Origin of the sequence: Mesorhizobium sp. L2C066B000 (assembly GCF_000502335.1) — a bacterium.
Taxonomy (GTDB): domain Bacteria; phylum Pseudomonadota; class Alphaproteobacteria; order Rhizobiales; family Rhizobiaceae; genus Mesorhizobium.
In genome coordinates, this window is sequence record NZ_AYWZ01000006.1 from 104803 (window position 1) to 128533 (window position 23731).

The 23731-nt window shown below is 62.1% G+C and carries 21 protein-coding genes; 9 read left to right on the forward strand and 12 right to left on the reverse strand.

What is annotated here, in order from left to right; translation table 11 throughout:
- Nucleotides 1–87 precede the first annotated feature (87 nt).
- From X733_RS150075 to rimO, 3 genes are all read left to right on the forward strand, one after another.
- Complete coding sequence (locus tag X733_RS150075; RefSeq protein WP_032904882.1) at nt 88–495, forward strand: DUF930 domain-containing protein; 408 nt, start codon at nt 88–90, stop codon at nt 493–495.
- A gap of 262 nt (nt 496–757) precedes the next feature.
- Nucleotides 758–1417 (forward strand): TerC family protein, encoded by a 660-nt coding sequence (locus X733_RS150070; RefSeq protein ID WP_023668959.1) that lies wholly within the window; start codon nt 758–760, stop codon nt 1415–1417.
- Nucleotides 1418–1558: 141 nt separating this feature from the next.
- Complete coding sequence (rimO, locus tag X733_RS150065; RefSeq protein ID WP_023818896.1) at nt 1559–2872, forward strand: 30S ribosomal protein S12 methylthiotransferase RimO; 1314 nt, start codon at nt 1559–1561, stop codon at nt 2870–2872.
- Between the two features lie 139 nt (nt 2873–3011).
- Here the strand turns inward: rimO and X733_RS150060 are convergent, their stop codons facing one another.
- From X733_RS150060 to X733_RS150025, 8 genes are all read right to left on the reverse strand, one after another.
- Entirely contained in the window at nt 3012–4079 is a 1068-nt protein-coding gene (locus X733_RS150060; protein WP_023682527.1) for a BMP family ABC transporter substrate-binding protein, read from the reverse strand.
- Nucleotides 4080–4129: 50 nt separating this feature from the next.
- Nucleotides 4130–5050 (reverse strand): ABC transporter permease, encoded by a 921-nt coding sequence (locus X733_RS150055; protein WP_023818897.1) that lies wholly within the window; start codon nt 5048–5050, stop codon nt 4130–4132.
- Nucleotides 5050–6174, reverse strand: coding sequence for an ABC transporter permease (locus X733_RS150050; RefSeq protein ID WP_031193354.1), 1125 nt, complete (start codon nt 6172–6174; stop codon nt 5050–5052). Before X733_RS150050 ends, X733_RS150055 begins: the two co-directional genes overlap by 1 nt.
- Nucleotides 6171–7748 (reverse strand): ABC transporter ATP-binding protein, encoded by a 1578-nt coding sequence (locus X733_RS150045; RefSeq protein ID WP_023682524.1) that lies wholly within the window; start codon nt 7746–7748, stop codon nt 6171–6173. Before X733_RS150045 ends, X733_RS150050 begins: the two co-directional genes overlap by 4 nt.
- Before the next feature lie 209 nt (nt 7749–7957).
- A complete protein-coding gene (locus X733_RS150040; protein WP_023818898.1) occupies nt 7958–8935 on the reverse strand; it encodes a quinone oxidoreductase in 978 nt (325 codons plus the stop codon).
- 18 nt (nt 8936–8953) lie between these two features.
- Nucleotides 8954–9784: a phosphatidylcholine synthase gene (gene pcsA / locus X733_RS150035; RefSeq protein ID WP_023682522.1), complete on the reverse strand. Its 831-nt coding sequence runs from the start codon at nt 9782–9784 to the stop codon at nt 8954–8956.
- Nucleotides 9781–10395, reverse strand: coding sequence for a DUF1326 domain-containing protein (locus X733_RS150030; protein WP_023706821.1), 615 nt, complete (start codon nt 10393–10395; stop codon nt 9781–9783). The genes pcsA and X733_RS150030 overlap by 4 nt, the downstream gene beginning before the upstream one ends.
- A 14-nt stretch (nt 10396–10409) precedes the next feature.
- On the reverse strand, nt 10410–11297 hold the full coding sequence (locus X733_RS150025) for a DUF2182 domain-containing protein (RefSeq protein ID WP_023688485.1): 888 nt from the start codon (nt 11295–11297) through the stop codon (nt 10410–10412).
- A gap of 95 nt (nt 11298–11392) precedes the next feature.
- Between X733_RS150025 and X733_RS150020 the strand changes: the two genes are divergently transcribed.
- Entirely contained in the window at nt 11393–12604 is a 1212-nt protein-coding gene (locus tag X733_RS150020; RefSeq protein ID WP_023818899.1) for a UbiH/UbiF family hydroxylase, read from the forward strand.
- Here X733_RS150020 and X733_RS150015 read toward each other — a convergent pair.
- Nucleotides 12581–13543, reverse strand: a complete 963-nt coding sequence (locus X733_RS150015; RefSeq protein ID WP_023734007.1) for an AEC family transporter — start codon at nt 13541–13543, stop codon at nt 12581–12583. The genes X733_RS150020 and X733_RS150015 overlap by 24 nt on opposite strands.
- 224 nt (nt 13544–13767) lie before the next feature.
- Here X733_RS150015 and hspQ point away from each other — a divergent pair, with 224 nt between their 5' ends.
- On the forward strand, nt 13768–14091 hold the full coding sequence (gene hspQ / locus X733_RS150010) for a heat shock protein HspQ (protein ID WP_023668971.1): 324 nt from the start codon (nt 13768–13770) through the stop codon (nt 14089–14091).
- A gap of 81 nt (nt 14092–14172) precedes the next feature.
- Here the strand turns inward: hspQ and X733_RS150005 are convergent, their stop codons facing one another.
- On the reverse strand, nt 14173–14796 hold the full coding sequence (locus tag X733_RS150005) for an invasion associated locus B family protein (RefSeq protein WP_023668972.1): 624 nt from the start codon (nt 14794–14796) through the stop codon (nt 14173–14175).
- A 260-nt stretch (nt 14797–15056) separates the two neighbouring features.
- Here X733_RS150005 and X733_RS150000 point away from each other — a divergent pair, with 260 nt between their 5' ends.
- Both X733_RS150000 and X733_RS149995 read left to right on the forward strand, forming a co-directional pair.
- Nucleotides 15057–16877 (forward strand): extracellular solute-binding protein, encoded by a 1821-nt coding sequence (locus X733_RS150000; RefSeq protein WP_023688488.1) that lies wholly within the window; start codon nt 15057–15059, stop codon nt 16875–16877.
- A 49-nt stretch (nt 16878–16926) separates the two neighbouring features.
- Nucleotides 16927–17607 carry a DsbA family protein gene (locus X733_RS149995; RefSeq protein WP_023688489.1) on the forward strand — a complete coding sequence of 227 codons (681 nt, stop codon included), beginning with the start codon at nt 16927–16929 and terminating at the stop codon, nt 17605–17607.
- 6 nt (nt 17608–17613) lie between these two features.
- Here X733_RS149995 and X733_RS149990 read toward each other — a convergent pair whose 3' ends face one another.
- Nucleotides 17614–18021, reverse strand: a complete 408-nt coding sequence (locus tag X733_RS149990; RefSeq protein ID WP_196813629.1) for a hypothetical protein — start codon at nt 18019–18021, stop codon at nt 17614–17616.
- A 631-nt stretch (nt 18022–18652) separates the two neighbouring features.
- On the opposite strand from X733_RS149990, the gene X733_RS149985 reads away from it, so the two are divergent.
- Together X733_RS149985 and mgtE are read left to right on the forward strand one after the other, a co-directional pair.
- Nucleotides 18653–20539 (forward strand): ABC transporter ATP-binding protein/permease, encoded by a 1887-nt coding sequence (locus tag X733_RS149985; RefSeq protein WP_023818900.1) that lies wholly within the window; start codon nt 18653–18655, stop codon nt 20537–20539.
- A gap of 289 nt (nt 20540–20828) precedes the next feature.
- A complete protein-coding gene (gene mgtE / locus X733_RS149980; RefSeq protein WP_023818901.1) occupies nt 20829–22196 on the forward strand; it encodes a magnesium transporter in 1368 nt (455 codons plus the stop codon).
- 73 nt (nt 22197–22269) lie between these two features.
- Here the strand turns inward: mgtE and gor are convergent, their stop codons facing one another.
- Nucleotides 22270–23661 (reverse strand): glutathione-disulfide reductase, encoded by a 1392-nt coding sequence (gene gor / locus X733_RS149975; RefSeq protein WP_023818902.1) that lies wholly within the window; start codon nt 23659–23661, stop codon nt 22270–22272.
- Nucleotides 23662–23731: the final 70 nt, after the last annotated feature.

Here is a 23731-nt window from a genome sequence, read left to right on the forward strand (position 1 = left end):
GTCAAGACACCCTGCCCGGCCAACGACGATTTCCGCGCATATCCGGCTGCCCCAAAATGGCACTCCGGTTGATTTTTCACGCGAGTTATGGTCGTTCTCCCGCCCATGAAAAAACTATTCCTTGCGGCGCTGGCCTCGGTGACGCTGGCCTGGCCCGCCCACGCGATGGACGCCGCCCTGCGCGCCGGCCTGCTGAAACTCGACCCGGAGACCCGGCTGGAGCAGAGATGCGACGCCGAAGTGCTCGACCGCATCAGCCATGACGACCACAAGTACAAGGCAGACCGCGTCGTCGCCTACGCCTTCGCGACGCCGGAAATGAAAGCCGATGTCATCCGCAGCCCGGGTGCTGCCTTCCGCAGCAAGGGACAGTGGTACCGGCTGAAGTTCAAATGCGAGACGGCGCCGGACCATATGGAGGTCCTGCAGTTCCGTTACCGCATCGGCGACGAGATTCCGGAAGCCGACTGGGCGAAGTACAATCTCTACGACTGAATTCGCTGCGACCAGAATTCTCTCTGGCAGAACGACCTTCCCTATTCCCGTGGCTTTCAGCGTCGGCCGTTAGAGCAGTTCAGCTTTTTATGTAGCAGCCGACCCACTCTAACTCTTTGTTTTTGCATAATTCCGGACGGAAAACCGCTACGCACTTTTCCTGGAATTGCGCCGGCAGTCTCTTGACGCGCGGGAACCATACACGTTAGGGCGTCGGCATATCCGACGACGAACACGCCGATACAGCAAGGGGCTCCGGTCGATGGACATTTTCAGCGCTGCAAGCATGACGGCCCTCCTCCAGGTCATCGCCATCGATCTGGTGCTTGCCGGCGACAATGCCATCGTCATCGGCCTTGCCGCCGCCGGCCTGCCGGTCGAGCAGCGCAAGAAAGCCATCCTGATCGGCGTTTTGGCGGCGACTGTGCTGCGCATCCTGTTTGCCGCCGTCACCGTCAAGCTTCTTGCCATTGTCGGCCTGCTGCTGGCCGGCGGCATCCTTTTGTTGTGGGTGTGCTGGAAGATGTGGCGCGAGCTGCGGACGTCGCATGCCGACGAGTTCGAGGCGACCGAGGCGCTGTCCGATTCCGACCTCAACAGCGACAGAACGGTGGGCGGCAAGGCGCCGCGCAAGACGCTCGGCCAGGCGGCCCTGCAGATCGTCGTCGCCGATGTTTCGATGTCGCTGGACAATGTGCTGGCGGTCGCCGGTGCGGCGCGCGATCATTTTCCCGTGCTTGTCATAGGCCTGGTGCTGTCGATTGCCTTGATGGGCTTGGCCGCGAGCTTCATTGCCAAGCTGCTGCACCGCCACCGCTGGATCGCTTATGTCGGCTTGCTGATCATTCTCTATGTCGCGATCGATATGGTCTATCGGGGCGTTGTCGAGGTCTGGCCGCATGTCAGTCCTGTGGTGAGTTGACGCTGCCGGTCCACAGCTTCTGTAGCAGCATGGGCATCTGCCGGAGGCAGTGGTCGCGTTCGCCGCAGCCGCTGCCCATACCAATGCCGCAATAAGTGTGGTACTGGCCGCCGATCCCGAAAAAACCCGGAATGTTTTCTCATGTCTGCGCCTCGCGTCAGTTTCGTCAGCCTTGGATGCCCGAAGGCGCTTGTGGATTCCGAGCGCATCATCACGCGCCTGCGCGCCGAAGGCTATGAGATCGCGCGCAAGCATGACGGCGCCGACCTTGTCGTCGTCAACACCTGCGGCTTTCTCGACTCAGCCCGCGACGAATCGCTCAACGCCATTGGTTCGGCGCTTTCGGAAAACGGCCGGGTGATCGTCACCGGCTGCCTCGGCGCCGAGCCGGACGTCATACGAGAGAAGCACCCCAACGTCCTCGCCATCACCGGCCCGCAGGCCTATGAGAGCGTGATGGCCGCGGTGCATGAGGCGGCGCCGCCCAGCCACGATCCCTATATCGACCTTCTGCCGCCGCAAGGCGTCAAGCTGACGCCGCGGCACTACGCCTATCTCAAGATTTCCGAAGGCTGCAACAACCGCTGCACCTTCTGCATCATTCCGGCACTGCGCGGCGACCTCGTCTCGCGCCCGGCGGCCGATGTGCTGCGCGAGGCCGAGAAGCTGGCCAAGGCCGGCGTCAAGGAATTGCTGGTCATCTCGCAGGACACCAGCGCCTACGGCATCGACATCAAGTACCAGACCTCGATGTTCGGCGACCGCGAAGTGCGGGCGAAATTCCTCGACCTGTCGGAGGAGCTGGGCAAGCTCGGCATCTGGGTACGCATGCACTATGTCTACCCCTACCCGCATGTCGCCGATGTCATCCCGCTGATGGCGGATGGAAAAATCCTTCCCTATCTGGACATCCCCTTCCAGCACGCCTCGCCGCAGGTGCTGAAGAACATGCGCCGTCCAGCCCATGGCGAAAAGACGCTGGAGCGCATTCGCGGCTGGCGCGAGGTGTGCCCGGATCTGGTGATACGCTCGACCTTCATCGTCGGTTTCCCCGGCGAGACCGACGCGGATTTCGAGATGCTGCTCGACTGGCTGGAGGAGGCCAGGATCGATCGCGCCGGCTGCTTCAAATACGAGCCGGTCCGGGGCGCCCGCTCCAACGATCTCGGCCTCGAACAGGTGCCGCAGGAGATCAAGGAAGCGCGCTGGCATCGCTTCATGCAGCGCCAGCAGAAGATCTCGGCGACGCAGCTGGCCAAGAAGGTCGGCAAGCGCCTGCCGGTGCTGATCGACGAGGCGCATGGCACGTCTGCCAAGGGCCGGACAAAATACGACGCGCCCGAGATCGACGGTTCGGTGCATATCCAGTCGCGCCGCCCGCTGCGCCAAGGCGACATCGTCACGGTCAAGATCGACCGCGCCGACACCTACGACCTTTACGGCTCGGCGGTTTAGAAAATTACCAAAAAGGGCGCCTCCCGGCGCCCTCGGATTTTTGGCACAGCCCTCGGCGCGGTTTCGCAGTCGACGCGTGCAGCCCGCGAAGTGAAAAAGGGCGCCGGGCGGCGCCCCTTCTCTTTTGCGTTTCCGATACTTACTGCGGCAACTTGTCGTCGACGCCCTTCACATAGAAGTTCATGCCGAGCAGCGTGCCGTCGTCGGCTACTTCGCCGTCCTTGAGCCACGGCGTGCCGTCCTGCTTGGCGACCGGTCCTGTGAATGGGTTCCAGCCATCTGCGATTTTCTTGGCGGTTGCCTCGGCCATCGCCTTCACATCGTCCGGCATGTTGGTGAAGGGCGCCAGCTTGACGGCGCCGTCCTTGATGCCGAGCCAGACATTGTCAGGCTTCCAGGTGCCGTCGAGCGCCGCCTGAACGCGGCTGATGTAATACGGCCCCCATTCGTCTGTCAGCGAGGTCAGCTGCGCGTTCGGCGCGAACTTGATCATGTCGGAGGACTGGCCGAAGCCGTGCAGCTTGCGCTCTTCCGCCACCTGCAGTGCCGCAGTGGAATCGGTGTGCTGGACGATGATGTCGGCGCCCTGGTCGAACAGCGCCTTGGCCGCGTCGGCTTCCTTGCCCGGATCGAACCAGGAGTTCACCCAGACGATCTTGGCCTTGAAGTTCGGGTTGACCGACTGCGCGCCGAGCATGAAGGAGTTGATGCCCATCACCACTTCGGGGATCGGGAAGGAAACGATATAGCCGGCGACCCCTGCCTTCGATTCCTTGGCGGCGATCTGGCCGAGCACGTAGCGGCCTTCATAGAAGCGCGCATTGTAGATGCCGAGATTGTCAGCGGTCTTGTAGCCGGTGGCGTGCTCGAACATCACTTTGGGGAACTTCTTGGCGACCTTCACTTCCGGGTCCATGAAGCCGAAAGAGGTGCCGAAGATAATCTTGCAGCCTTCGCGCGCCAGACGCTCGAAAGCGCGATCGGCATCGGGACCTTCCGAGACGTTCTCGAGATAGGCGGTTTCGACCTTGTCGCCGAGCGCCTTCTCCACCTCGAGGCGGCCTTGGTCGTGCTGGTAGGAATAGCCGAAGTCGCCGATCGGGCCGGTGTAGACCCAGCATGCCTTCAACTTGTCGGCGGCCTGCGCGGACGCCGCCAGTGACATGGCGGCGGTCGTGGTCATCAACGCAATAAGCAGTTTTTTCATTGTGTTACCTCTCTGAGTTTAGCCTTGGAGCTTCCCGTTTGTTTTTGTTGTCAACGATCCGGAACGAATGGCTGCCCCAAGGAAGCCGGCGTGTTCATCATCGTCAGACGCTTGTTGCGCGAGATTAGAACGAGAACCACTACGGTTGCCAGATAGGGCAGAGAAGAAAGCAGCTGCGAAGGCACCGGAATGCCAAATGCCTGTGCATGAAGCTGGCCGATCCACACCGCGCCGAAGATGTAGGCGCCGGCGAGCACGCGCCACGGCCGCCAGGAGGCGAAGACGACCAGCGCCAGCGCGATCCAGCCGCGGCCCGCGCTCATGTTCTCCACCCATTGCGGCGTGTAGACCAGCGACAGATGGCCGCCGGCAAGGCCGGCGCAGGCGCCGCCGAAGATGACCGCGAGATAGCGGTAGCGGATGACCTTGATGCCGAGCGCATGCGCCGATGTGTGGCTGTCGCCGATCGAGCGCAGAGTGAGGCCGGTGCGGGTCTTGAACAGGAACCACATGACGGCCGCCGTCAGCGTGATCGAGATGTAGAAGATCGGGTCCTGGCCGAACAACAGCCTGCCGACCACGGGAATGTCGGTGAGCACCGGAACGTAGAGGTTTGGCAGCCGCTCGCCGGGCTGGCCGACGAAGCTGGTCCCCATCATGCCGGAAAGGCCGAGGCCGAGCAGCGTCAACGACAGGCCGGTCGCCACCTGATTGGTGGCGAGCGACAGCGTCATCACCGCAAACAGCAGCGAGAACACCGCGCCCATGGCAATTGCCGCCAACAGGCCCATCCAGGGCGATCCCGTGAGATAGCCGGCTCCGAAGCCGCCGACGGCGCCCATGATCATCATGCCTTCGACGCCGAGGTTGAGCACGCCGGAGCGCTCGACCACCAGTTCGCCGATGGCCGCTATTAAAAGCGGCGTCGCCGCCGTGGCGATGGTCAAAAGGATGTTGACGGCGATGTCCATCAGCGGGCTTCCTTCAACTTCGGCGCGGCTTCAAGCTTCGCCGCGCTTTTCGTCAGCGCCATGCCGACCAGACGGATGCGATAGTGGATGAGCGTGTCGCAGCCGAGCACGAAGAACAAAAGCATGCCCTGGAACACGCGTGCCACTTTGTCGGAAATGCCGAGCGCGCTCTGCACCGCCTCGCCGCCGAGATAGGTCAACGCCAGCACCAGGCCGGCGGCGACAATGCCGAGCGGATTGAGCCGGCCGAGGAACGCGACAATAATGGCGGTGAAGCCGTAGCCGGGCGAGATCACCGGCTGGAGCTGGCCGATGGCGCCGGAGACTTCCGAAATGCCGGCAAGCCCAGCCAGCGCGCCTGACAGCAGGAAGGCGAAGAACACCATGCGGTTGAGGCCGAAACCGGCGAAGCGCCCTGCCCTCGGGCTGGAGCCGAGCACGCGGACCTCAAAACCCTTGAGCAGGCGGCTCATCAGCACCCAGATCAGCACGGCTGCAACAAGCGCGAAGACAAAACCCCAATTGGCGCGGCCGGCATCCGGCATCAGTTCCGGCAGGACCGCCGAGTCATTGAACTGGATCGTCTGCGGGAAACCGTGGCCCTGTGGATCGCGCCAGGGGCCGCGCACCAGCCAGTCGAGGAAAAGCTGGGCGACATAGACCAGCATCAGGCTGGTCAGGATTTCGTTGGTGCCGAAGCGCGTCTTCAAGAGAGCCGGGATTGCTGCATAGGCGGCACCGCCGACCATGCCGAACAACAGCATCAGCGGCAGCACCAGCGGGCCTTCGAACCCGGGAAACAGCACCGGAATGGCCGAGCCGAAAATGCCGCCGAGGATGAACTGTCCCTCAGCGCCGATGTTCCAGATGTTGGCCTTGTAACAGACCGACAGGCCGACCGCGATCAGGATCAACGGCGCGGCCTTGATCGCCAGCTCATGCAGCTGCCAGACCTGGCTGATCGGCTCGATGAAATAGATCTCAAATGCGCTCAGCGGGTTGACGCCGAGCAGCGCGAACAGAACCGCGCCGGCGATGATCGTTAGGGCGAAGGCGATGAAGGGCGACAGCGCCGAAAAGAGCATAGAGCGCTGCGGGCGTTTGACGAGTTCGAGGCGCATCATGCCGTCTCCAGACCATGTTCGGCGTGGCCAGGCTCGGCGCCGCCCATCAACAGACCGACCTTTTCGAAAGTTGCCTCGGCAATCGGCAGCGGTTTGGACAATTCGCCATTGTGCATGACCGCGATCGCGTCCGAAATCTCGAACAGCTCATCGAGGTCCTGGCTGATGACCAGAACTGCCGAGCCGCTGCGCGCCAGTTCGATCAGCGCCTGGCGGATGTGGGCGGCGGCACCGGCGTCGACGCCCCAGGTCGGCTGGTTGACGACCATGACGGCAGGGCTGCGGTCGAGTTCGCGACCGACGATGAATTTCTGCAAATTGCCGCCCGAAAGGGCCGCGGCTTCCGGATCGGGCGCGCTCTTGCGCACATCCATGGCCACGATGATGCGCTGGGCGGCGGCATAGACCGCACCGCTTTTGACCGCGCCGCCGGCGCCGACAAAAACCTTGCCGTCGGTGGCGTGCCGCGACAGAAGCAGATTTTCCGAAAGCTTCATGCGTGGCGCGGCGCCATGGCCGAGGCGTTCTTCCGGCACGAAGGCAGCGCCCATCAGCCGCCGGCCTGTGATCGAGAGCGAGCCGGCATCCTTGCCGCGGATGCGCACGGATGCGGCGTCCTGCTGCAGCACCTCGCCGGAGACGGATTCGAAGAACTCGCCCTGGCCGTTGCCGGCGACACCGGCAATGCCGATCACCTCGCCGGCGCGCACAGTGAGGTTGATATTCTTCAGCGGAATCGAAAACGGCGTTGCCGGCTTGCGGCTGAGGGCGCGGATTTCGAGCAGCGGCTGCGCGGTCTCGATGCCTTCGGCCGGCGCACGCACCACGGCCTTCACCTCGTTGCCGACCATCATGCGAGCCAGCGACGAAGCCGTTTCCTCGCGCGGATTGCAATGGCCGACGACCTTGCCGTGACGCAGCACGGTGGCGCGGTCGCAGATGCGTTTGACCTCTTCCAGCCGGTGCGAAATGTAGAGGATGGATTTGCCCTCCGAGCGCAGGCGCTCAAGCGTTTCGAACAGCTTGTCGGCTTCCTGCGGCGTCAGCACCGAGGTCGGCTCGTCGAGGATGATGAGCTGCGGCGTCTGCAACAGGCAGCGGATGATCTCGATGCGCTGGCGTTCGCCGACCGAGAGATCGCCGACCAGCGAGTCCGGATCGAGCGGCAGGCCATAGCTGAAGGAAAGCGCCCTCGCCTTGGCCGCGATCGAGCTGATCGGTGAGCCGTCATCCAGAGACAGAGCGATATTCTCGGCCGCGGTCAGCGCCTCGAACAGCGAAAAGTGCTGAAACACCATGCCGATGCCGAGCTTCTTCGCCATGCCCGGACTGGTGATCCGCACCGCTTCGCCGTTCCAGAATATCTCGCCGGAATTGGGCTCCAGCGAACCGAACAGCATCTTGACCAGCGTCGACTTGCCGGCGCCGTTTTCGCCAAGCAGCGCGTGGATCTCGCCCTTGGCGATGTTGAGGTCGATATGATCGCACGCCGTCAACGTGCCGAATATCTTGGTCAGGCCACGAACCTCAAGCAGGTTCGCTCCATCATGATCTGCACTCACAGTGCCTCCCATCCGGTTCCCGGACATGTTCTGTGTTCCCGCCAGCATGGTATGCGCTGGCCGCTCTCGTGCGAAAGCAGCACCCACCTTGAAAGAGCTTCAAGAATTTCAGCGGAAACTCAAGGGGTAAAGACCGACCTGCTTCGTACAACAGACCGATCGCCCGGTTTTTCGTGCAAACAGTGCCTGGCGTCGCGGCAAAACGCTGAAAGCAAGGCAGATCAGGGGATCAGTATGGTCGTGCCCGTGGTCTTGCGCCCTTCGAGATCGGCTTGCGCCTTGCCGGCGTCCTTCAGAGCATAACGCTGGTTGATCTTGATCTCGACCGCACCGCTCAACACCACGTCGAACAATGCCGCGGCGGAGACTTCGAGGTCTTCACGCTTGGCGTTGTAGACGAACAAAGTCGGCCTGGTAGCGAACAGCGAGCCCTTCTGCGCCAGCAGCGACATCGAAAATGGCGGGATCGGTCCAGAGGACTGACCGAAAGAGACGAACATGCCGAGCGGCTTCAGACAGTCGAGCGAGGCCGGGAATGTGTCGTTGCCGACCGAATCGTAGACGACGTCACATTTCTTGCCGCCGGTGATGGCGGCGACCCCGGCGACGAAATCCTGCTCCTTATAGTTGATGACATGGCCGAAGCCATGCGCCTTGGCGAGCTCGATCTTGTCGGTTGAGCTTGCCGTGCCGATCACGGTGGCGCCGAGATGTTTTGCCCATTGTCCCAGGATCAGCCCGACGCCGCCGGCGGCGGCATGAAACAGGATGGTGTCGCCTGCCTTCACCTTGAAGGTCCGGCGCAACAGATACTCCGCCGTCATGCCTTTAAGCATCATGCCGGCGGCCTGTTCGTCGCTGATGCGGTCCGGTACCTTGACCACGCGGTCGGCGGCGACAATGCGCTGTTCGGCATAGGCACCGACATTGACGGCATAGGCGATGCGGTCGCCCGGCTTCAGCCAGTCGATGCCTGCGCCGACCTCGAGAACCACACCTGCCGCCTCGCCGCCCGGGATCAGCGGGAAGCCGCCGGGCGGCGGATAGAGGCCATTGCGGTGATAGACATCGATGAAATTGAGGCCGATCGCGGTGTGCCTGACCAGGATCTGCCCGGCGCCGGGTTGTCCCGGATCGGCGTCTTCATAGGTCAGGACTTCCGGACCGCCATGGGCGTGGATACGGATTGCTTTGGACATTTGTGGGCTTTCCTGCGGTCAGGCTTTCTTAGTGTCCGGCTTGGCGCCGAGTTTGGGGAAGAACTGCATGATACCGCCGATGCAGGCGAGGTAAAGTCCGGTGATGGTGATGCCGACCTTGGTAAAGACGCCGACCTGTTCGCCCAAAACGCCGATCTGGTCGTAGAAGGCGGCAAGGGCCGCCTGCGCCAGCGCCAGCGCACCGAAAGCGCACCAGAGCAGCGTCATGCCAAGATTGATTGGCCGCAGCCGCACCACCCGCACGGGATGGATGAAGTTGATCGGCACGAAGGTCAGGATGCCGGCCGCCACGACGACGCCGAAGGACACCCACTGTCCGGGCTCGATGACGAACAGCGTGAACACGACCATGTTCCAGACGACCGGAAAGCCTTTGAAGAAGTTCTCCTTCGTCTTCATTCCGGTGTCGGCATAATAGATGGCGCTGGACACCACGATGATGGCCGCCGACAGGAACGACAGCCCTTCGCCCATGAAGCCGCGCTGGTAGAGTGCGAAGGCCGGGATCAGCACGTAGGTGACATAGTCGATGATGTTGTCGAGGAGTTCGCCCGACCAGGTCGGCAAAATCTCCTTGACCTCGAGCTTGCGGGCGATCGGCCCGTCTATGCCGTCGACGAACAGCGCCAGCCCCAGCCACCAGAACATCGCCGTCCAGCGTTGCTCGCTTGCCGCCACCAGCGACAGGAAGGCCAGGAACGAGCCAGACGCGGTCAACAGATGCACCGAGAATGCCCGCGCCTGCGGCCAGGTGACCTTTTTCTTCGGCCTCGGAATCCGGTCGGTGATCTTTTTGGCGGCGTTTCTGGCGGTTGTGTTCTTGCTCACGGGCCCCGCCAATCCAGTTTGCAGATTTCGGCCGAGCGGCCGGCAAAGTTCCAGTTGCGGCCGAAAGCCCGCATCTTGCTCTTGTCGGACCTGGCCACGATGATCTCCGGCGCGATCCAGTATTCCGAGTTGCCGATCACGGTATCCTTCTCGCGATCCTTGCCGGGAATCGGTGTGACCGCCCCGTCGATGATCTTCGGTATCTGGAAAATACGGGTCTTGTCACGCGTCTCGTAGGTGATCGGCACCTGCTCGACGCCGAGGAACTTGCCGACAAGGATCGACAACAGCGCGGTGGTTCCGCCGGCCTTCCCGGTGAAGATCCTGGTCAGCGCTTTCACCGCATAGACGGAGGCTTGCTTGTCGATGAACAGGCCTGCGGTCCAGTTGCCGCGGCTCATATAGCCGGGGATTTCCATGACCAGACCGAGATTGAGGCCGGACAGGTCGACCTCGCCGAAATGGCCTGCGTCGATGCGGAAGCCCGCCCAGGTCTGGCAATAACCCTCCGTCGGCGGATGGCTGCCAAGCGACAGTACGCAAGGACAAAAAACCGTGCAATTGCAGGAGAGCACGAGCTCTCCTTTCATTGCCCAGCCTTGCTCTGCCATGGAATTATCCCCCGTCATGCCGAGACTACTAGCAGGGCGATTGCCCAGACAAGCAGTATCGCACCGGCCACTCGGGTTGGAAGGCTGCCGGTGGTCTGTTTTTCGATCAAGGTGAACAGGCCGATCAGCGCCATCCAGAACACGTTCATCGCGCCGACGGCAAACATCACCAGCATCAGCGCCCAGCAGCAGCCGAGGCACCACAGGCCCTGCTTCAGCCCTAGCCGGAAGATGCCACCCGGCTCCGCGCTCCAGTTGGAAAACAGTGTCGAGAACGGGTTCCGGCATTTTGTCAGGCAGGCCTGCTTGAGGCTGCTGAACTGGTAGAGGCCGGCAACCAGCAGCGCGGCCGCCGCGGCAAGGCCGCTCACCGGATCGAGCAATCGAGCGGAGGACGCAAATGCGTGGACGAGCAACGTCAGCACCGCGAAGCCGATAGAGGCGACAAGCCATGTCGAGAGGTAGCCGGCAACCAGGACCAGCGGGTGGGCCACCGGCTCGCCCTTGATGCGGGCGGTGTCGGCGATTTCACAATAGGTACGGATCATCGGCGCCGCCGACGGCAGCATCGTCGCCACAGCCATCGAAAACCACATCACGATCAACGCCAGAAGCTGTGCGCCGCCGGCATCAAGTGGTGCGGGCGTCAGGCACATGCCGAAGAAGCGGTCGAGGACATCCGGCAGCGGCAGTTGCGGCAGATATCGCAGGACCACATCGCCTGGTACGCCGGGGAGCCGGCCTTCGGCGTCGCGGATCGCCATGGCGCCGAGAATGAACCAGGCGAGCAGAATGCCGCCGGCGATGGCGATGTTGACCGTCAGGCGGGGGCTGCGGGCCAGGCTTGCCGTGGCGCGGCCGGCGCGGTCGAGGTGGCTGAAATCGTCCTGCTGGCCGGTCATGACAACCGAATGAGCCTAATCGCCGCGTTGATCAAGCCGCATGGTCTGACCTATATCCATGGGTAGACACCTGCATCGCAAACTGGAAGTCCAATTTGGATCATCGCGAGACAGCACGGATACTGGTAGCCGGCAGCGGCCCTGCCGGACTGATCGCGGCGCTCGGTTTCGCCGAGGCGGGCTTTCCGGTAACCCTGGTCGGACCCGAAGCAGGCGGGCCCGATGGCCGGACCACGGCGCTGATGAACCCTGCTCTCAACGTTCTCGATCGGCTGGGCGTGCTGGCCGAACTTGCGCCGAAGGCCGCGCCGCTGAAGGTCATGCGCATCGTTGATGCGACCAGCCGGCTGATCCGCAGCCCGGTGGTGACTTTTCGCGCCATAGAGATCGGCGAGGAGCAGTTCGGGCTCAACCTGCCCAACAGTGCGCTGAACCCGACGCTGGCCAAGTCCGTCGCGGCGCATCCCGGCATCGAATGGCTGACGTCGATGGTCGAGAGTTGGCGTCTGGACGCCGATCAGGCGCATGCCGTCTTGACTGATGGTCGCGAAGTCTCGGCCTCGCTCGCGGTCGCTGCCGATGGGCGCCTGTCGCCGGCGCGTGAGGCGGCGGGCATAGTGGCCTCGGTGCGATCCTACCGCCAAGCGGCGCTGGTGCTGAATTTCGGCCATCGCAGCGAGCATGGTTTCACCTCGACCGAGTTCCACACAGAGACCGGGCCGTTCACCCAGGTACCGCTGCCCGGCAACCGCTCCAGCCTCGTCTGGGTGGTGAAACCGGAGACGGCGAAGGACCTCGCCGCACTCGATGACGTGACACTTTCCGAGCGTGTCGAGCAGCAGATGCAGTCGATGCTGGGCCGGGTGTCGGTTGAGCCCGGCCGACAAATTTACCCGCTTTCAGCGGCATCACCGGGGCGCTTCGCGCAAAACCGTGTGGCGCTGGTCGGCGAGGCTGCACATGTGTTCCCGCCGATCGGGGCCCAAGGTCTCAACCTCGGCATCAGGGACGTTGAGGATCTGATTGGAATCGCACGCGAAAATCGCGGCGACCCTGGCGCCGCAAGGCCTTTGGCCGCCTATGATTCCAGGCGCCGTCCCGACGTTCTGGCGCGTTCGGGCGCGGTCAATCTGCTTAACATGTCGTTGCTGTCGGACATGTTGCCGGCGCAGATGGCACGCAGCGCCGGCCTCAATGTGCTCGGCAGTTTCGCGCCGCTGCGCGCCTTTTTCATGCGCGAAGGCTTGAGGCCGGGCAGCGGCTTTGCGGCGCTTACCGGCGGTTCAGGGAAACAGGTCCGGCGGTAAGATGCCGTGGCGGATCATGTAGAGCAGCCCGGTCACCGTCAGCACCGAGAGACAGGTGGTGATCATGACGCTGGCCGAGGCGCGTTGCACCCAGACGCCATATTGCTGGGCGATGACGAAGACGTTGGTTGCAGTCGGTAATGCCGCCAAAAGCACGGCTGAAAAAACCCAGATTTCGGAAAAGTTCCCGATCCAGCTCAGCACGACGTAGCAGAGCAATGGATGCAGGATCAGCTTCAGCGCCGCGATCGACGCCAGTTCATGCGGCACGCGGTTGAGCGGCCGGAGCGCAAGCGTCACGCCCATGGCAAACAGGGCACAAGGGGCGGCTGCCCGCGAAAGATATTCAAGCAGGCGATCGACCGGCTGCGGTGGGTGAAAGCCGAGATAGGCGGCGCCGACGCCAAGCGCGGTCGCGATGATGAACGGGTGCAGGACGATTTTCCTGACTACGCCGAGGATGAGCCGCCACGGCGATGTCTTGTCGTCGCCCGACAGCGCCATCATCATCGGCGCGATGGCGAAATGCATGATATTTTCGAAGCAGAAGATCAGCGCGACGGGAACCGCCGCTTGTTCGCCGAAGGCGAGCAGCGCCAGCCCCGGCCCCATATAGCCGATATTGCCGTAGGCCGCGGCCAGCGCCTTGATCGTCGACTGGGCGATCTCGCCGCGCGACGCCGTCACCGACCATACGAACATGATCGAGAAGATCGTGTAGGTGGAAAATACCGAGCCGAAGATGAAGCGCCATTCGGTCAACTGTTCGAACGGCGTGCGGGCCAGCAATTGGAAGAACAGGGCAGGAAGCGCGACATAGACGATGAAAGTGTTCATCCAGCCAAGCGCCTCCAGCGGCTGCCTGGTCATGCGTGCGACCAGAAAGCCGATGAAAATCAGCCCGAAGAACGGAAGAACAAGACCGACGACGTCAGACATTTTTGCCCTGGCCCGAAACCCCTGGACCGGGCTAGCCCGTAGCTTCATCGGGCGTCAAGCGCTTCGGCATTGAACTGACACGCTATCTGCGCCAAATAAAGCCTGATCCCAGACCTAAGTCGGGCTCGATTTTTGGCCACGGTGTGTGTAAATTCAAAGTCTTAGAGCGCTCTTCGCACATTCGAGGGGACGCCGGGCGCTCTAGAGGCTTAGTGGTGAGTATGATGAAAACGGCCAAATTTTCGATCGGACAGGTGGTTCGTCATCGGCTGTTTCCGTTCCGCGGCATCATTTTCGATGTCGATCCGCAATTCGCCAACACCGACGAATGGTACGAAGCCATCCCGGCCGACGTGCGGCCGCGCAAGGACCAGCCGTTCTACCATCTGCTCGCTGAAAACTCGGAAACCGAATACATTGCCTATGTCTCCGAGCAGAATCTGCTCGAGGATCAATCGGGCGAACCGGTCCGGCATCCGCAGATCGGCGAGATGTTCGACAAGCGGCCGGACGGACGCTATGAGCCGAAACGCCAGTCGAGACACTGACATCACCTTGCATAGACGTGACGACAACAAAAAAGCGGGGCATGACCCCGCTTTTTGTCGCTCCGGTATCTGTCCCGGCGATTAGTTGGCGGCTTTGGCCTTGGCCTGCTCGTCCTTGAGCTTCTTGGCGAAGTCCTGGTTGTTCTTGACGACGAAATCCTGGAGTTTTTTCTGCCGATCCTCGATGTCCGACTGCTGCAGCGGCGCGCCGTCAAAGGCGCCGCTGAAGCCGGTCAAGGCAACCTTGATTGGATTTGGCTGACTCTGGAAGTTGATCGAGGTCAGCGTGATCGCCTGTCCCTTCTTGAAGGACGCGACGAGCGCGTCGGTCAGCGGCACTTCGGCAACGCAACGGTCGGCGAAGCAAATGACATAATCCAGCTTCGTCGCCTTGCCGGCGTCTATTTGCAGGGCGATGCCGGGGGGCACCAGGCGACCTGGGGGAACCGTGACCTGGAAGACCTTGCGGTTTACCTTGCCCTTCAACTCGATCAGGCTGACGCCGGTGACGAACTGGCCGTTGCCGGCAGTGATGATGTTCTGGACATTGCAGATGTCGACATCTTCCTGCTTGGTGCAGGCCTTGAACCAACCCTGCGGAATCTGTTGCTGTGCCGAAGCGGTGGGAAGTCCGGCGCCCAGAAAGCCGACCACGCCCGCGGCCAGGACCGAAAGGCGGTATGCGTTGCTGTTCAGGCTCGTCATGTCGTGCATTTCCTCTCAAATGATCCCGGGACCGGCTTCTTCGCGCCGTGTGGTCCTGCTACCTGTTGCCGAATTGAGGCAACAGAATGACTTCGGAGCGCGTGTTACACTGCATGAGCAGCCGAATCCAGCCCGCCGCCTGCAATTCTTGGCCTCGCAATTTGGGTCGTGCGATTTGGGTTGATGTATCTGGCCGGAGCGCCGCGGCGCCATGTTAGGGTGCACTCCGAATCATCAAGCCGCCCAGTAAGGAGACGGTCATGGGCCGCATTCTTGTTTGGCTGATCGCCGCAATTTCGTTCTTCGCCTTTGCACCCGGCGTGGCGATGTCGGAACCGAAACATGCCATCGCCATGCAGGGCGAGCCGGCGCTGCCAGCCGACTACCAGCATTTCGACTACGTCAATCCCGATGCGCCCAAGGGCGGCAACATCACTTACTGCGTCGTCGGCAGCTTCGACAATCTGAACCCGTTCATCCTGAAGAGCCTGCGCACCACGGCGCGCGGCATGCAGGACCTCATTTTCGGCAATCTCGTCTTCGAGCCGTTGATGATGCGCAACTACGACGAGGCCTTCAGCCTCTATGGCCTGCTCGCAGACACGGCCGATATGGATCCCGAGCGCAAGTGGATCGAGTTCCATCTCAACCCAAATGCAAAGTGGTCCGATGGCGAGCCGGTGACGCCGGATGACGTGCTTTTCACCTACGATGTCTTCACCGACAAGGGCCGCCCGCCCTATAGGGACCGCATGAGCCTGATCGCCAAGCTCGAAAAGACCGGCGATCACAGCGTGCGCTTCACCTTCAACGACAAGGCCAATCGCGAGACCCCCTTGATCATCGCGCTGACGCCGATCATCCCAAAGCACGCCTTCAACAAGGATACCTTCGACAAGACGACGTTGAAGCCGGTGATCGGCAGCGGTCCCTATACCATCGACAAGGTGCAGCCGGGACAGCGCATCGTCTTCAAGCGCAATCCAAATTACTGGGGCAAGGACATCCCTTCCAAGCGCGGCTTCGACAATTACGATCAGATCACCATCGAGTACTTCCTCAACGCCAACGCCAAGACGGAAGCGTTCAAGAAAGGCATCTGCGCCATTTACGATGAGGGCGATCCGGTCAAGCGCGAGCGCGATATCGATTTTCCCGCCTTCCATCGCGGCGAGGTGATCGCCGAGACCTTCGACACCGGCATACCGCCCGTGGTGACCGGGTTCCTGTTCAACACGCGGCTGGAGAAGTTTTCCAATCCGGAGGTGCGGCGCGCGCTCGGCATGCTCTACGACTTCGAATGGGCCAACAAGAACCTGTTCGGCGGCAAGTACACGCGCACGATGAGCTACTGGCAGAATTCCGAACTTTCCGCGCTCGGCCATCCCGCCAGCGACAGGGAAAAGGCGCTGCTGGCGCCCTACCCCGGCCGCGTGCCGGCCGATGTCATGGACGGCAGCTGGCGCCCGCCGGTGAATGACGGCACCGGCCAGGACCGCAAGGTACTGAAGCTGGCGTTCGACCTGCTGAAGAGCCAGGGCTACGCCGTTAGGGACGGCGTCCTGCTGGATCCCAAGGGAAACCCGTTCGGTTTCGAGATCCTGACGGCGTCGCAGGACGAGGAACGCTTTGCCGCCATCTATCAGCGCTCGCTGGAAAAGATCGGCATCGCGGTGACCATCCGCAGCCTCGAGGCCGACCAGATCCAGTCGCGCAAGCAGCGTTTCGACTTTGAGGTTCTTGTCGGGTCGAGCGGGTTCAGCAACTCGCTGTCTCCCGGTATGGAGCAGAACCTTCGCTGGGGTTCTTCAGAGGCCAAAAGAGAAGGTTCATTCAATCTGGCCGGCGTCGCCGATCCGGCGGTCGACGCGGCGATCGACGCGATGCTGAGAGCACGGACCAAGGAAGACTATGTCGCCGCCGTGCGCGTGCTCGACCGATTGCTGATCTCCGGCAATTACATGGTGCCGATGCAGTACAACGCGCAGCAATGGCTCGCTTACTGGAATTACCTGGACCATCCCAAAAAGACGCCCATATTCGGTTATCAATGGCCGACCTGGTGGCGCAAGCCGAACTGAGCGTGGCCGAGATCGGTCTCGCTGAAACGTTCGGCTGCAGGAGATCAAGATGAGCGATGACAATTCCATTACCGTCGACGTGGTTTCCGACGTCGTCTGCCCCTGGTGCTTCGTCGGCCAGAAGCGGCTGGATAAAGCGATTGCCGCTGCCGGCGACGTTGAGGTTCATGTGCGCTGGCGGCCGTTCCAGCTCGACCCGACCATCCCGCCCGAGGGCAAGGACCGGCGCGAATACATGCTGGCCAAATTCGGCAGCGACGAGCGCATCCGTCAGATGCATGCCCGCGTAGAGCCGCTCGGCGAAGCCGAAGGCATCGATTTCGCTTTCGACGCCATCAAGGTCGCCGCCAACACGCTGGACGCGCATCGTGTCATCCGCTGGGCCGGTGCCGCCGGTGAAGCCGTGCAGAACCGGCTCGTGCGCCGGCTGTTCCAACTGTATTTCGAGAAAGGCGGCAATATTGGCGACCACGCCGTGCTGATCGATGCCGCCCGCGAGGCCGGCATGGACGCTGCCGTGGTCGAAACGCTCCTGCCGACCGATGCCGACGTCGAGGAGGTGCGCACAGAAATCGCCACGGCATCGCGGATGGGGATCACTGGCGTGCCGTGCTTCCTGCTCGAAGGCAAATACGCCGTCATGGGCGCGCAGGACGCCGACACGCTGACTGATGCCATCCGCCAAGTCGCGGCCGCAAAGGCCAAGGGCGAGCTGGAAAAGGCCGGCTGACCGAAGTTATTTCACCGTCACCTTGGCTTTGCTGAGGAAGAAGCCATGCCCGTTGCTGCCCGTGCAGGTCAGTCCCTTGGTTGACGACTGGCAGGTAAACGGCCCTTTGCTCCAGCTGTTGCCATAGGCCAGCTTCGCGACATCGCTGCAGCAGCCCTGCTCTCCCGGATTCTTGATCAATGTCGCCGGGCCGTTCGGCCCAAGGATCACGGTGACGTAGCTGGGCTCGACGCGCGAACAGCTCAGTTCCGGACCGCCATCCTGTGGTTCGTAGGTGCTGGTGCCGCCCTTCGGCGTGTAGATGCAGCCGATGTTGCCGGACGGAGCATTGAACTCGATTTGCCCTTCGGCGCTTGCCGGAATGGTCTGGCTGACGGCATGCGCAAGAGGCAGCCAGGCAAAGAGCGTCACCATTGCGGGAACGGCTGCGCGTGCAAGCATTGGGGAGCTTCCTTGTTGGGGACCGGACATGCATCGGTGCCGACAGTGCCCGGCAAGGTTCATTCCAGTGCGCTTGATTGTCAAACGGTGTTGAGCTGCAGCTAAAAAGCGCGTGCCCCCTCATGAACAGTCGCTTTACAGGAGCGACGATCTTGCGTGCCCAACCGTGATGGCCGGTGAAATGATTCGGGCGACCTGGGGCGATCACGGACGGCAATTTTTCGGGCGATCCGGTTAGCGCGCGGTGGGAAAACCGGCCGACGGGCAGGCCTTTTGGTCACAAAGCCGTGTATGAGCCTTCCCTCAGGGAATATTTTCGCACATCTGAGCGTTCTCGCAACACATTGAAACAAAGGACAAATTCGGCCCAAAGACGGCGGTCTCGCAGCACCAACTGTTGCCTCATGGCAACGGGGGTGGGCTGCCTCACATTCGCCGGCATAAAATTCATAGAAAATGATCAATTGGTGTTACTATCCGTAACAAAACTAAAAAAGGTTTGGGCGGGATTGTGATTCGGGTCGACAGACCGCGACGTTCAATATCGGCACTTTGGAACCGCGACGCCCCCGCCGGGCCGTCGCCCCTGACGCCAGTATCATCGATGCGGACCTTCTGGGGACTGATGCGGGCCTACTGGTTCTCGGACCGGTGGAGAGAGGCCTGGGCTCTTACCGTCGTCCTCGCACTCATCATAGCCCTGTCGAGCAAGGCCGACGTCTGGTTTACCGTGTTGGCGGGCGAACTGGCAGCCTCAATCGCTTTTTTTCACGACGCCGCGAATACCACGCCCCTTGAATCGGTGCTTACCAATGCCGGCCTGCTTGTGCTGCTGGTCGTGTTCAAGGACATGGGAATCATAGGCGCCTGCAAATTTGTATCGGCGACATTGCATCGCAAATGGCGCGCCTGGTTGAACGCGCGTTTCAATGCGGCGCTGCTCGATACCAACCATACGCACTACCACGCTCAGAATGGCTCGCCAGATGCGCCAGCGCCCGACAACATCGATCAGCGCTTGCAGGAATCGATCAAAGACATGGCGGGCGGCGCCATCGGGCTTGCCCAAGGTGTCTTCGGCGTCTTCACCTCACTTTATTTTGTCGGCGGCGCTTTGCTGGCGAATTCCGTGGAGGTAAAAGGCCTGGATGCCCTCGGCAGCTATGGCAGCGCCGTCCTCGCTCTGCTGGCGGTTGCCATCTATGTGCCCGTCAATACCTGGATCGCGATCAAACTCGGCGGAATGCTGGAGTGGCTCAATGTCAGGATGCAGAAGGCCGAAGGCACCTATCGCAGCGAGCTGATCACCTTGTTGCGCCGCAGTTTCCATGTGTCGGCGTCGCAAGGCGAAGACGTGCAAAAGACGATACATGGACGGCTCTATCTGGATATCGATACCACCTGGTCGAAGCTCAACATCGTCAACACCCTCTATGCGGGATTCGAATCGGTCTATAATTTCGTCGGGGCCAAAGTTGTCGCCTACGGACCTGGTCTGGTGCCGTTCATCCACAACGGCGTCGACCTCAAGGGCTACATAACCGGTTCCGAGCAGGTCAACGCGCTGATCAGCAAATGTTCCTGGTTCATCCATGTCATGCCGAGTCTCGCCACCTTGCGGGCCAACAGCCAGCGCGTCATTGAATTGGCGCACGCCATTGAAAACGTCCAACAGCCGCAGGAATTCTACAGCCAGACCGGCCGTTCCGATTTCCACTATGCCAGCCAGAACCCGGTCTTCGGCCTGACCATCCAGAAGCTTGAACTGGCGCATCAGGGTGAAGACGCCACGCCGTTCCTGAGCGCAGCCAATCTGCGCTTTCGGCGCGGCGAGTGGGCATTCCTCAAGGGCGAATCCGGCTGCGGCAAGACTTCGCTGATCAAGGCGATCAACGGCTTGTGGCCTTATGGCCGCGGCACCATCGTCTTCCCTGACGGTGTGAGGAGCTTCTATGCCGCCCAGGAGGTCAAGCTGCAGCAGGTGTCGCTGAAGCAGCTGGTGTGCCTGCCCGGCTCCGAGGACGACTATGGCGATGCGCAGGTCGCGGCAGCCCTGCACAAGGCCGGCCTTGGCGATTTCATCGAACACATGGCCGATGAAAGCCGCGAGGGAAAGATCTGGGACCAGCTGCTGTCCGGCGGCCAGAAGCAGAAGCTGGTGGTGGCCCGCATCGTGCTGCAGCAACCGGGACTGCTGTTCCTCGACGAAGCGACCGGCGCGCTCGATCCGGATGGCAAGATCGCCTTCCACCAGGCCATCAAGGACAACTGTCCCGATGTCACGGTGATCAGCATCATGCATGAGGCGGTGGCGCCACGCTCGGCCTCGGGCGAGGAATTCTACCACAGCGTGGTCACGATCGCCGACGGCGTCGCCACCAAGAGGCCGCTTGTTCCGAACCTTCCGCGCGAGCTCACCACCATCCTTACGCAGCCGCGGCCGGTCGAGGACAAATGGATGCGTTTTTCACGCCGGCTGAAGCAGAAATAGCAGCCACGCCGAAGCGCGTTCCGCCACTGGCGGCGGGGCACTCGCTCCCTCCCCCTTCAATAATCATCACAGTCTCGCGATTGGGCGGCTCCCGGCTGTTTTCCGCCACCCCCGCGATTGACTCGCCAAGATGCGCTCCTATGTTGCGCCCGCTCGCTGAATTCCAACTCGAACCCGCGAGCAGAAAGGTCACCGCGCCATGCCTGGCGACAGTAGTCGAACGCAACCGCCGTCCGCCTCGATGTGACCTCTAACGGCTCACGTCCCGCCGGACGGCAAGGAGTGAGCCATGAACGAATTTACCCCCGTCGTAGCAAGCGACGATGCCGTCGCTATCGCGCGCATCCTTGCCAATGATCACGTCGCCGATGTCGTCGAGGCCCTGAACCGGGAATCTCGCGATACCGCGATAGAACTGCTTTGCGAAATGCCGTTCGAGCGGCTGGTCGAGATCTTCGACCAGCCTGAACTCGACGGCGCCTCCGATCTGGCCGAGGCGCTGCCGCGCGCCAAAGCGTGCAAGCTCCTGACCGCCATGTCGGTCGACCGCGCCGCCGATATCCTGCGCGAACTGGACGAACCGGCGAGCTCCGAGCTGCTCGGCGGGTTGGTCCCGCCGCTGCGGGCAACGCTGCTTTCCATTCTCGGCTATCCCGAAGGCAGCGCCGCCTCGATCATGACGACCGAATTCGTCAGCGTGCCGTCGGACTGGTCCGTCGGGCGCACGCTCGACTACATCCGCAAGGTGGAGCGGACGCGGGAGACCGTCTACGCCATCTACATCGTCGATCCAGACACGCATGTGCTGGTGCGCTCGACCGGCCTGCGCCGGCTGATCACCGGCGAGCCGGACGATCCGATCCTGTCGGTGGCGCCGGATCGCGCCCCGGTGACGGTGACGCCGCTGACCGATCGCGAGACACTGGCGCAGACGATCTCCAAATATGACCTGCTCGCGGTTCCCGTCGTCGACCACGGCAAGATCCTCGGCATCGTCACCATCGACGACATCATCGACATCATGATCGAGGAGACGACCGAGGACGCGCACCGTTTCGGCGGCATGGAGGCGCTCGACGAGCCCTACATGAAGATGAGCTTTCTCGCGATGATCAAGAAGCGCGGCGGCTGGCTGTGCGCGCTGTTCATCTCGGAGATGCTGACCGCCAACGCCATGCAAAGCTATGAAGGCGAACTGGAGAAGGCGATCGTGCTCACTCTGTTCATCCCGCTGATCATGAGCTCGGGCGGCAATTCCGGTTCGCAGGCGACCTCGCTCGTCATTCGCGCGCTGGCGCTGCGCGAGATCGGCCTTCGTGACTGGTGGCGGGTGGCGTTGCGCGAATTGCCAACCGGCCTGGTACTCGGCGCCATGCTTGGCGTGGTCGGCATCTGCCGCATCGCGCTCTGGCAGTATATGGGCTTCTACGATTATGGGCCGCATTGGCCGCTGATCGCGGCGACCGTGGGGGCAGCCCTTGTCGGTATCGTCACCTTCGGCTCGCTGTCGGGGTCGATGCTGCCGTTCGCGCTGAAACGGATCGGCTTCGATCCGGCGAGCGCCTCGGCGCCGTTCGTCGCCACGCTGGTCGATGTCACCGGCCTGGTGATCTATTTCTCGGTGGCGCTGGTCATCCTGCGCGGCACTTTGTTGTAATAAGCTTCAGGCCTCCCATCGCGGTGGCACAGCGGCTGCCATGGGGGGTTCTTCAAGATCGAGCGCGCGGGCGTCAATCGACCCGCACGCCGTTCTTCACGCGGTAGGTGGGCTTGTACATGGTGACCAGTTCCTCCGCTGCCGTCGGGTGGACGGCCATGGTGCGGTCGAAATCATCCTTGGTGACGCCGGCCTTCAGCGGAATGCCGAGCAACTGCGCCATCTCGCCGGCGTCCGGCCCGAGGATGTGCGCGCCGAGCATTTTTCGCGTGGCGCCATCGACCACCAGCTTCGTCAGCATCTTTTCGTCGCGGCCCGACAGCGTGTGCCGCATCGGCCGGAATGTGGCGCGGTAGATTTCGATATCGGAGTAGCGCTTGACGGCATCGTCCTCGGACAGCCCGACGGTGCCGATCTCCGGCTGTGAGAAGACGGCGGTCGGGATGGTGTCGTGGTCGGGCGCGGTCGGATTGCCTTTGAATGCGGTCTCAATGAAACACATGGCCTCGTGGATCGCCACCGGTGTCAACTGCACGCGGTTGGTGACGTCGCCGATCGCCCAGATGTTGTCGATGTTGGTGCGGGAATATTCGTCGACAACGATGGCGCCGGTTTTGCCGAGTTCGATGCCGACGCCTTCCAGGCCCATATTCTCAGTGTTGGGGAGGCGGCCGATGGCGAGCATGACCTGGTCGACTGTCAGCACCTTGCCGCCGGTGACCAACGCATCCAGCCTGCCGTCCGGCCGTTTGCGGACCCATTCCGACACGGCGTGGCAGAGGATCTTGATCCCCTTCTTTTCCATGGTTTCGTGCAGCATGTGCCGCAGGTCCATGTCGAAGCGCGACAGTATCTCCTTGCCACGATAGACCAGCGTGGTGTCGACGCCCAAGCCATGGAAGATATTGGCGAATTCTACGGCGATGTAGCCGCCGCCCTCGATCATGATCGCCTTCGGCAGTTGCTTGAGGTCGAAAACCTCATTGGAAAAGATGCAATGCTCGTGACCGGGCAGCGCCGGGTGCGGCGCCGGCCGGCCGCCGGTGGCGATCAGGATCTGGTCGGCGGTGACGGTGCGGTCATCGCCCAGGAGATGCACGACATGCGGGTCGACCAGCATGGCGCGCGAGTGGAACGTCTCGCCGCCGGCGCCTTTCACGTTCTTTTCGTAGATCGCTTCCAGACGGGCAATCTCGCGGTCCTTGTTGGCGACCAGCGTCGGCCAGTCGAAGCTGGCCTCCGGCACCGTCCAGCCATAGCCGGCGGCGTCGGCAAAATGCTCGGGAAATTGCGAGGCATAGACATAGAGTTTTTTCGGCACGCAGCCACGGATGACGCAGGTGCCGCCATAGCGGTATTCCTCGGCGATGCCAACGCGCTTGCCGAGCGCTGCCGCCACGCGCGCCGCCCGAACCCCGCCGGAGCCGCCGCCGATGACGAAGAGATCGTAGTCGTAGCCGGCCATGCCGTCGCTCCTTGCCTCAAGAAATGTTTGCGACAGGTAGGCTGCATGAAGCCAAAAGAAAAGCCCGGTT

What these genes read in the sequence shown, in the direction of transcription:
- X733_RS150075 (WP_032904882.1), top strand. Translation starts at nt 88, where the DNA reads ATGGTCGTTCTCCCGCCCATGAAAAAACTATTCCTTGCGGCGCTGGCC.
- X733_RS150070 (WP_023668959.1), top strand. Translation starts at nt 758, where the DNA reads ATGGACATTTTCAGCGCTGCAAGCATGACGGCCCTCCTCCAGGTCATC.
- rimO (WP_023818896.1), top strand. Translation starts at nt 1,559, where the DNA reads ATGTCTGCGCCTCGCGTCAGTTTCGTCAGCCTTGGATGCCCGAAGGCG.
- X733_RS150060 (WP_023682527.1), bottom strand. Translation starts at nt 4,079, where the DNA reads ATGAAAAAACTGCTTATTGCGTTGATGACCACGACCGCCGCCATGTCA.
- X733_RS150055 (WP_023818897.1), bottom strand. Translation starts at nt 5,050, where the DNA reads ATGGACATCGCCGTCAACATCCTTTTGACCATCGCCACGGCGGCGACG.
- X733_RS150050 (WP_031193354.1), bottom strand. Translation starts at nt 6,174, where the DNA reads ATGATGCGCCTCGAACTCGTCAAACGCCCGCAGCGCTCTATGCTCTTT.
- X733_RS150045 (WP_023682524.1), bottom strand. Translation starts at nt 7,748, where the DNA reads ATGGGAGGCACTGTGAGTGCAGATCATGATGGAGCGAACCTGCTTGAG.
- X733_RS150040 (WP_023818898.1), bottom strand. Translation starts at nt 8,935, where the DNA reads ATGTCCAAAGCAATCCGTATCCACGCCCATGGCGGTCCGGAAGTCCTG.
- X733_RS150030 (WP_023706821.1), bottom strand. Translation starts at nt 10,395, where the DNA reads ATGGCAGAGCAAGGCTGGGCAATGAAAGGAGAGCTCGTGCTCTCCTGC.
- X733_RS150025 (WP_023688485.1), bottom strand. Translation starts at nt 11,297, where the DNA reads ATGACCGGCCAGCAGGACGATTTCAGCCACCTCGACCGCGCCGGCCGC.
- X733_RS150015 (WP_023734007.1), bottom strand. Translation starts at nt 13,543, where the DNA reads ATGTCTGACGTCGTCGGTCTTGTTCTTCCGTTCTTCGGGCTGATTTTC.
- hspQ (WP_023668971.1), top strand. Translation starts at nt 13,768, where the DNA reads ATGAAAACGGCCAAATTTTCGATCGGACAGGTGGTTCGTCATCGGCTG.
- X733_RS150005 (WP_023668972.1), bottom strand. Translation starts at nt 14,796, where the DNA reads ATGACGAGCCTGAACAGCAACGCATACCGCCTTTCGGTCCTGGCCGCG.
- X733_RS150000 (WP_023688488.1), top strand. Translation starts at nt 15,057, where the DNA reads ATGGGCCGCATTCTTGTTTGGCTGATCGCCGCAATTTCGTTCTTCGCC.
- X733_RS149995 (WP_023688489.1), top strand. Translation starts at nt 16,927, where the DNA reads ATGAGCGATGACAATTCCATTACCGTCGACGTGGTTTCCGACGTCGTC.
- X733_RS149990 (WP_196813629.1), bottom strand. Translation starts at nt 18,021, where the DNA reads ATGGTGACGCTCTTTGCCTGGCTGCCTCTTGCGCATGCCGTCAGCCAG.
- X733_RS149985 (WP_023818900.1), top strand. Translation starts at nt 18,653, where the DNA reads ATGCGGACCTTCTGGGGACTGATGCGGGCCTACTGGTTCTCGGACCGG.
- mgtE (WP_023818901.1), top strand. Translation starts at nt 20,829, where the DNA reads ATGAACGAATTTACCCCCGTCGTAGCAAGCGACGATGCCGTCGCTATC.
- gor (WP_023818902.1), bottom strand. Translation starts at nt 23,661, where the DNA reads ATGGCCGGCTACGACTACGATCTCTTCGTCATCGGCGGCGGCTCCGGC.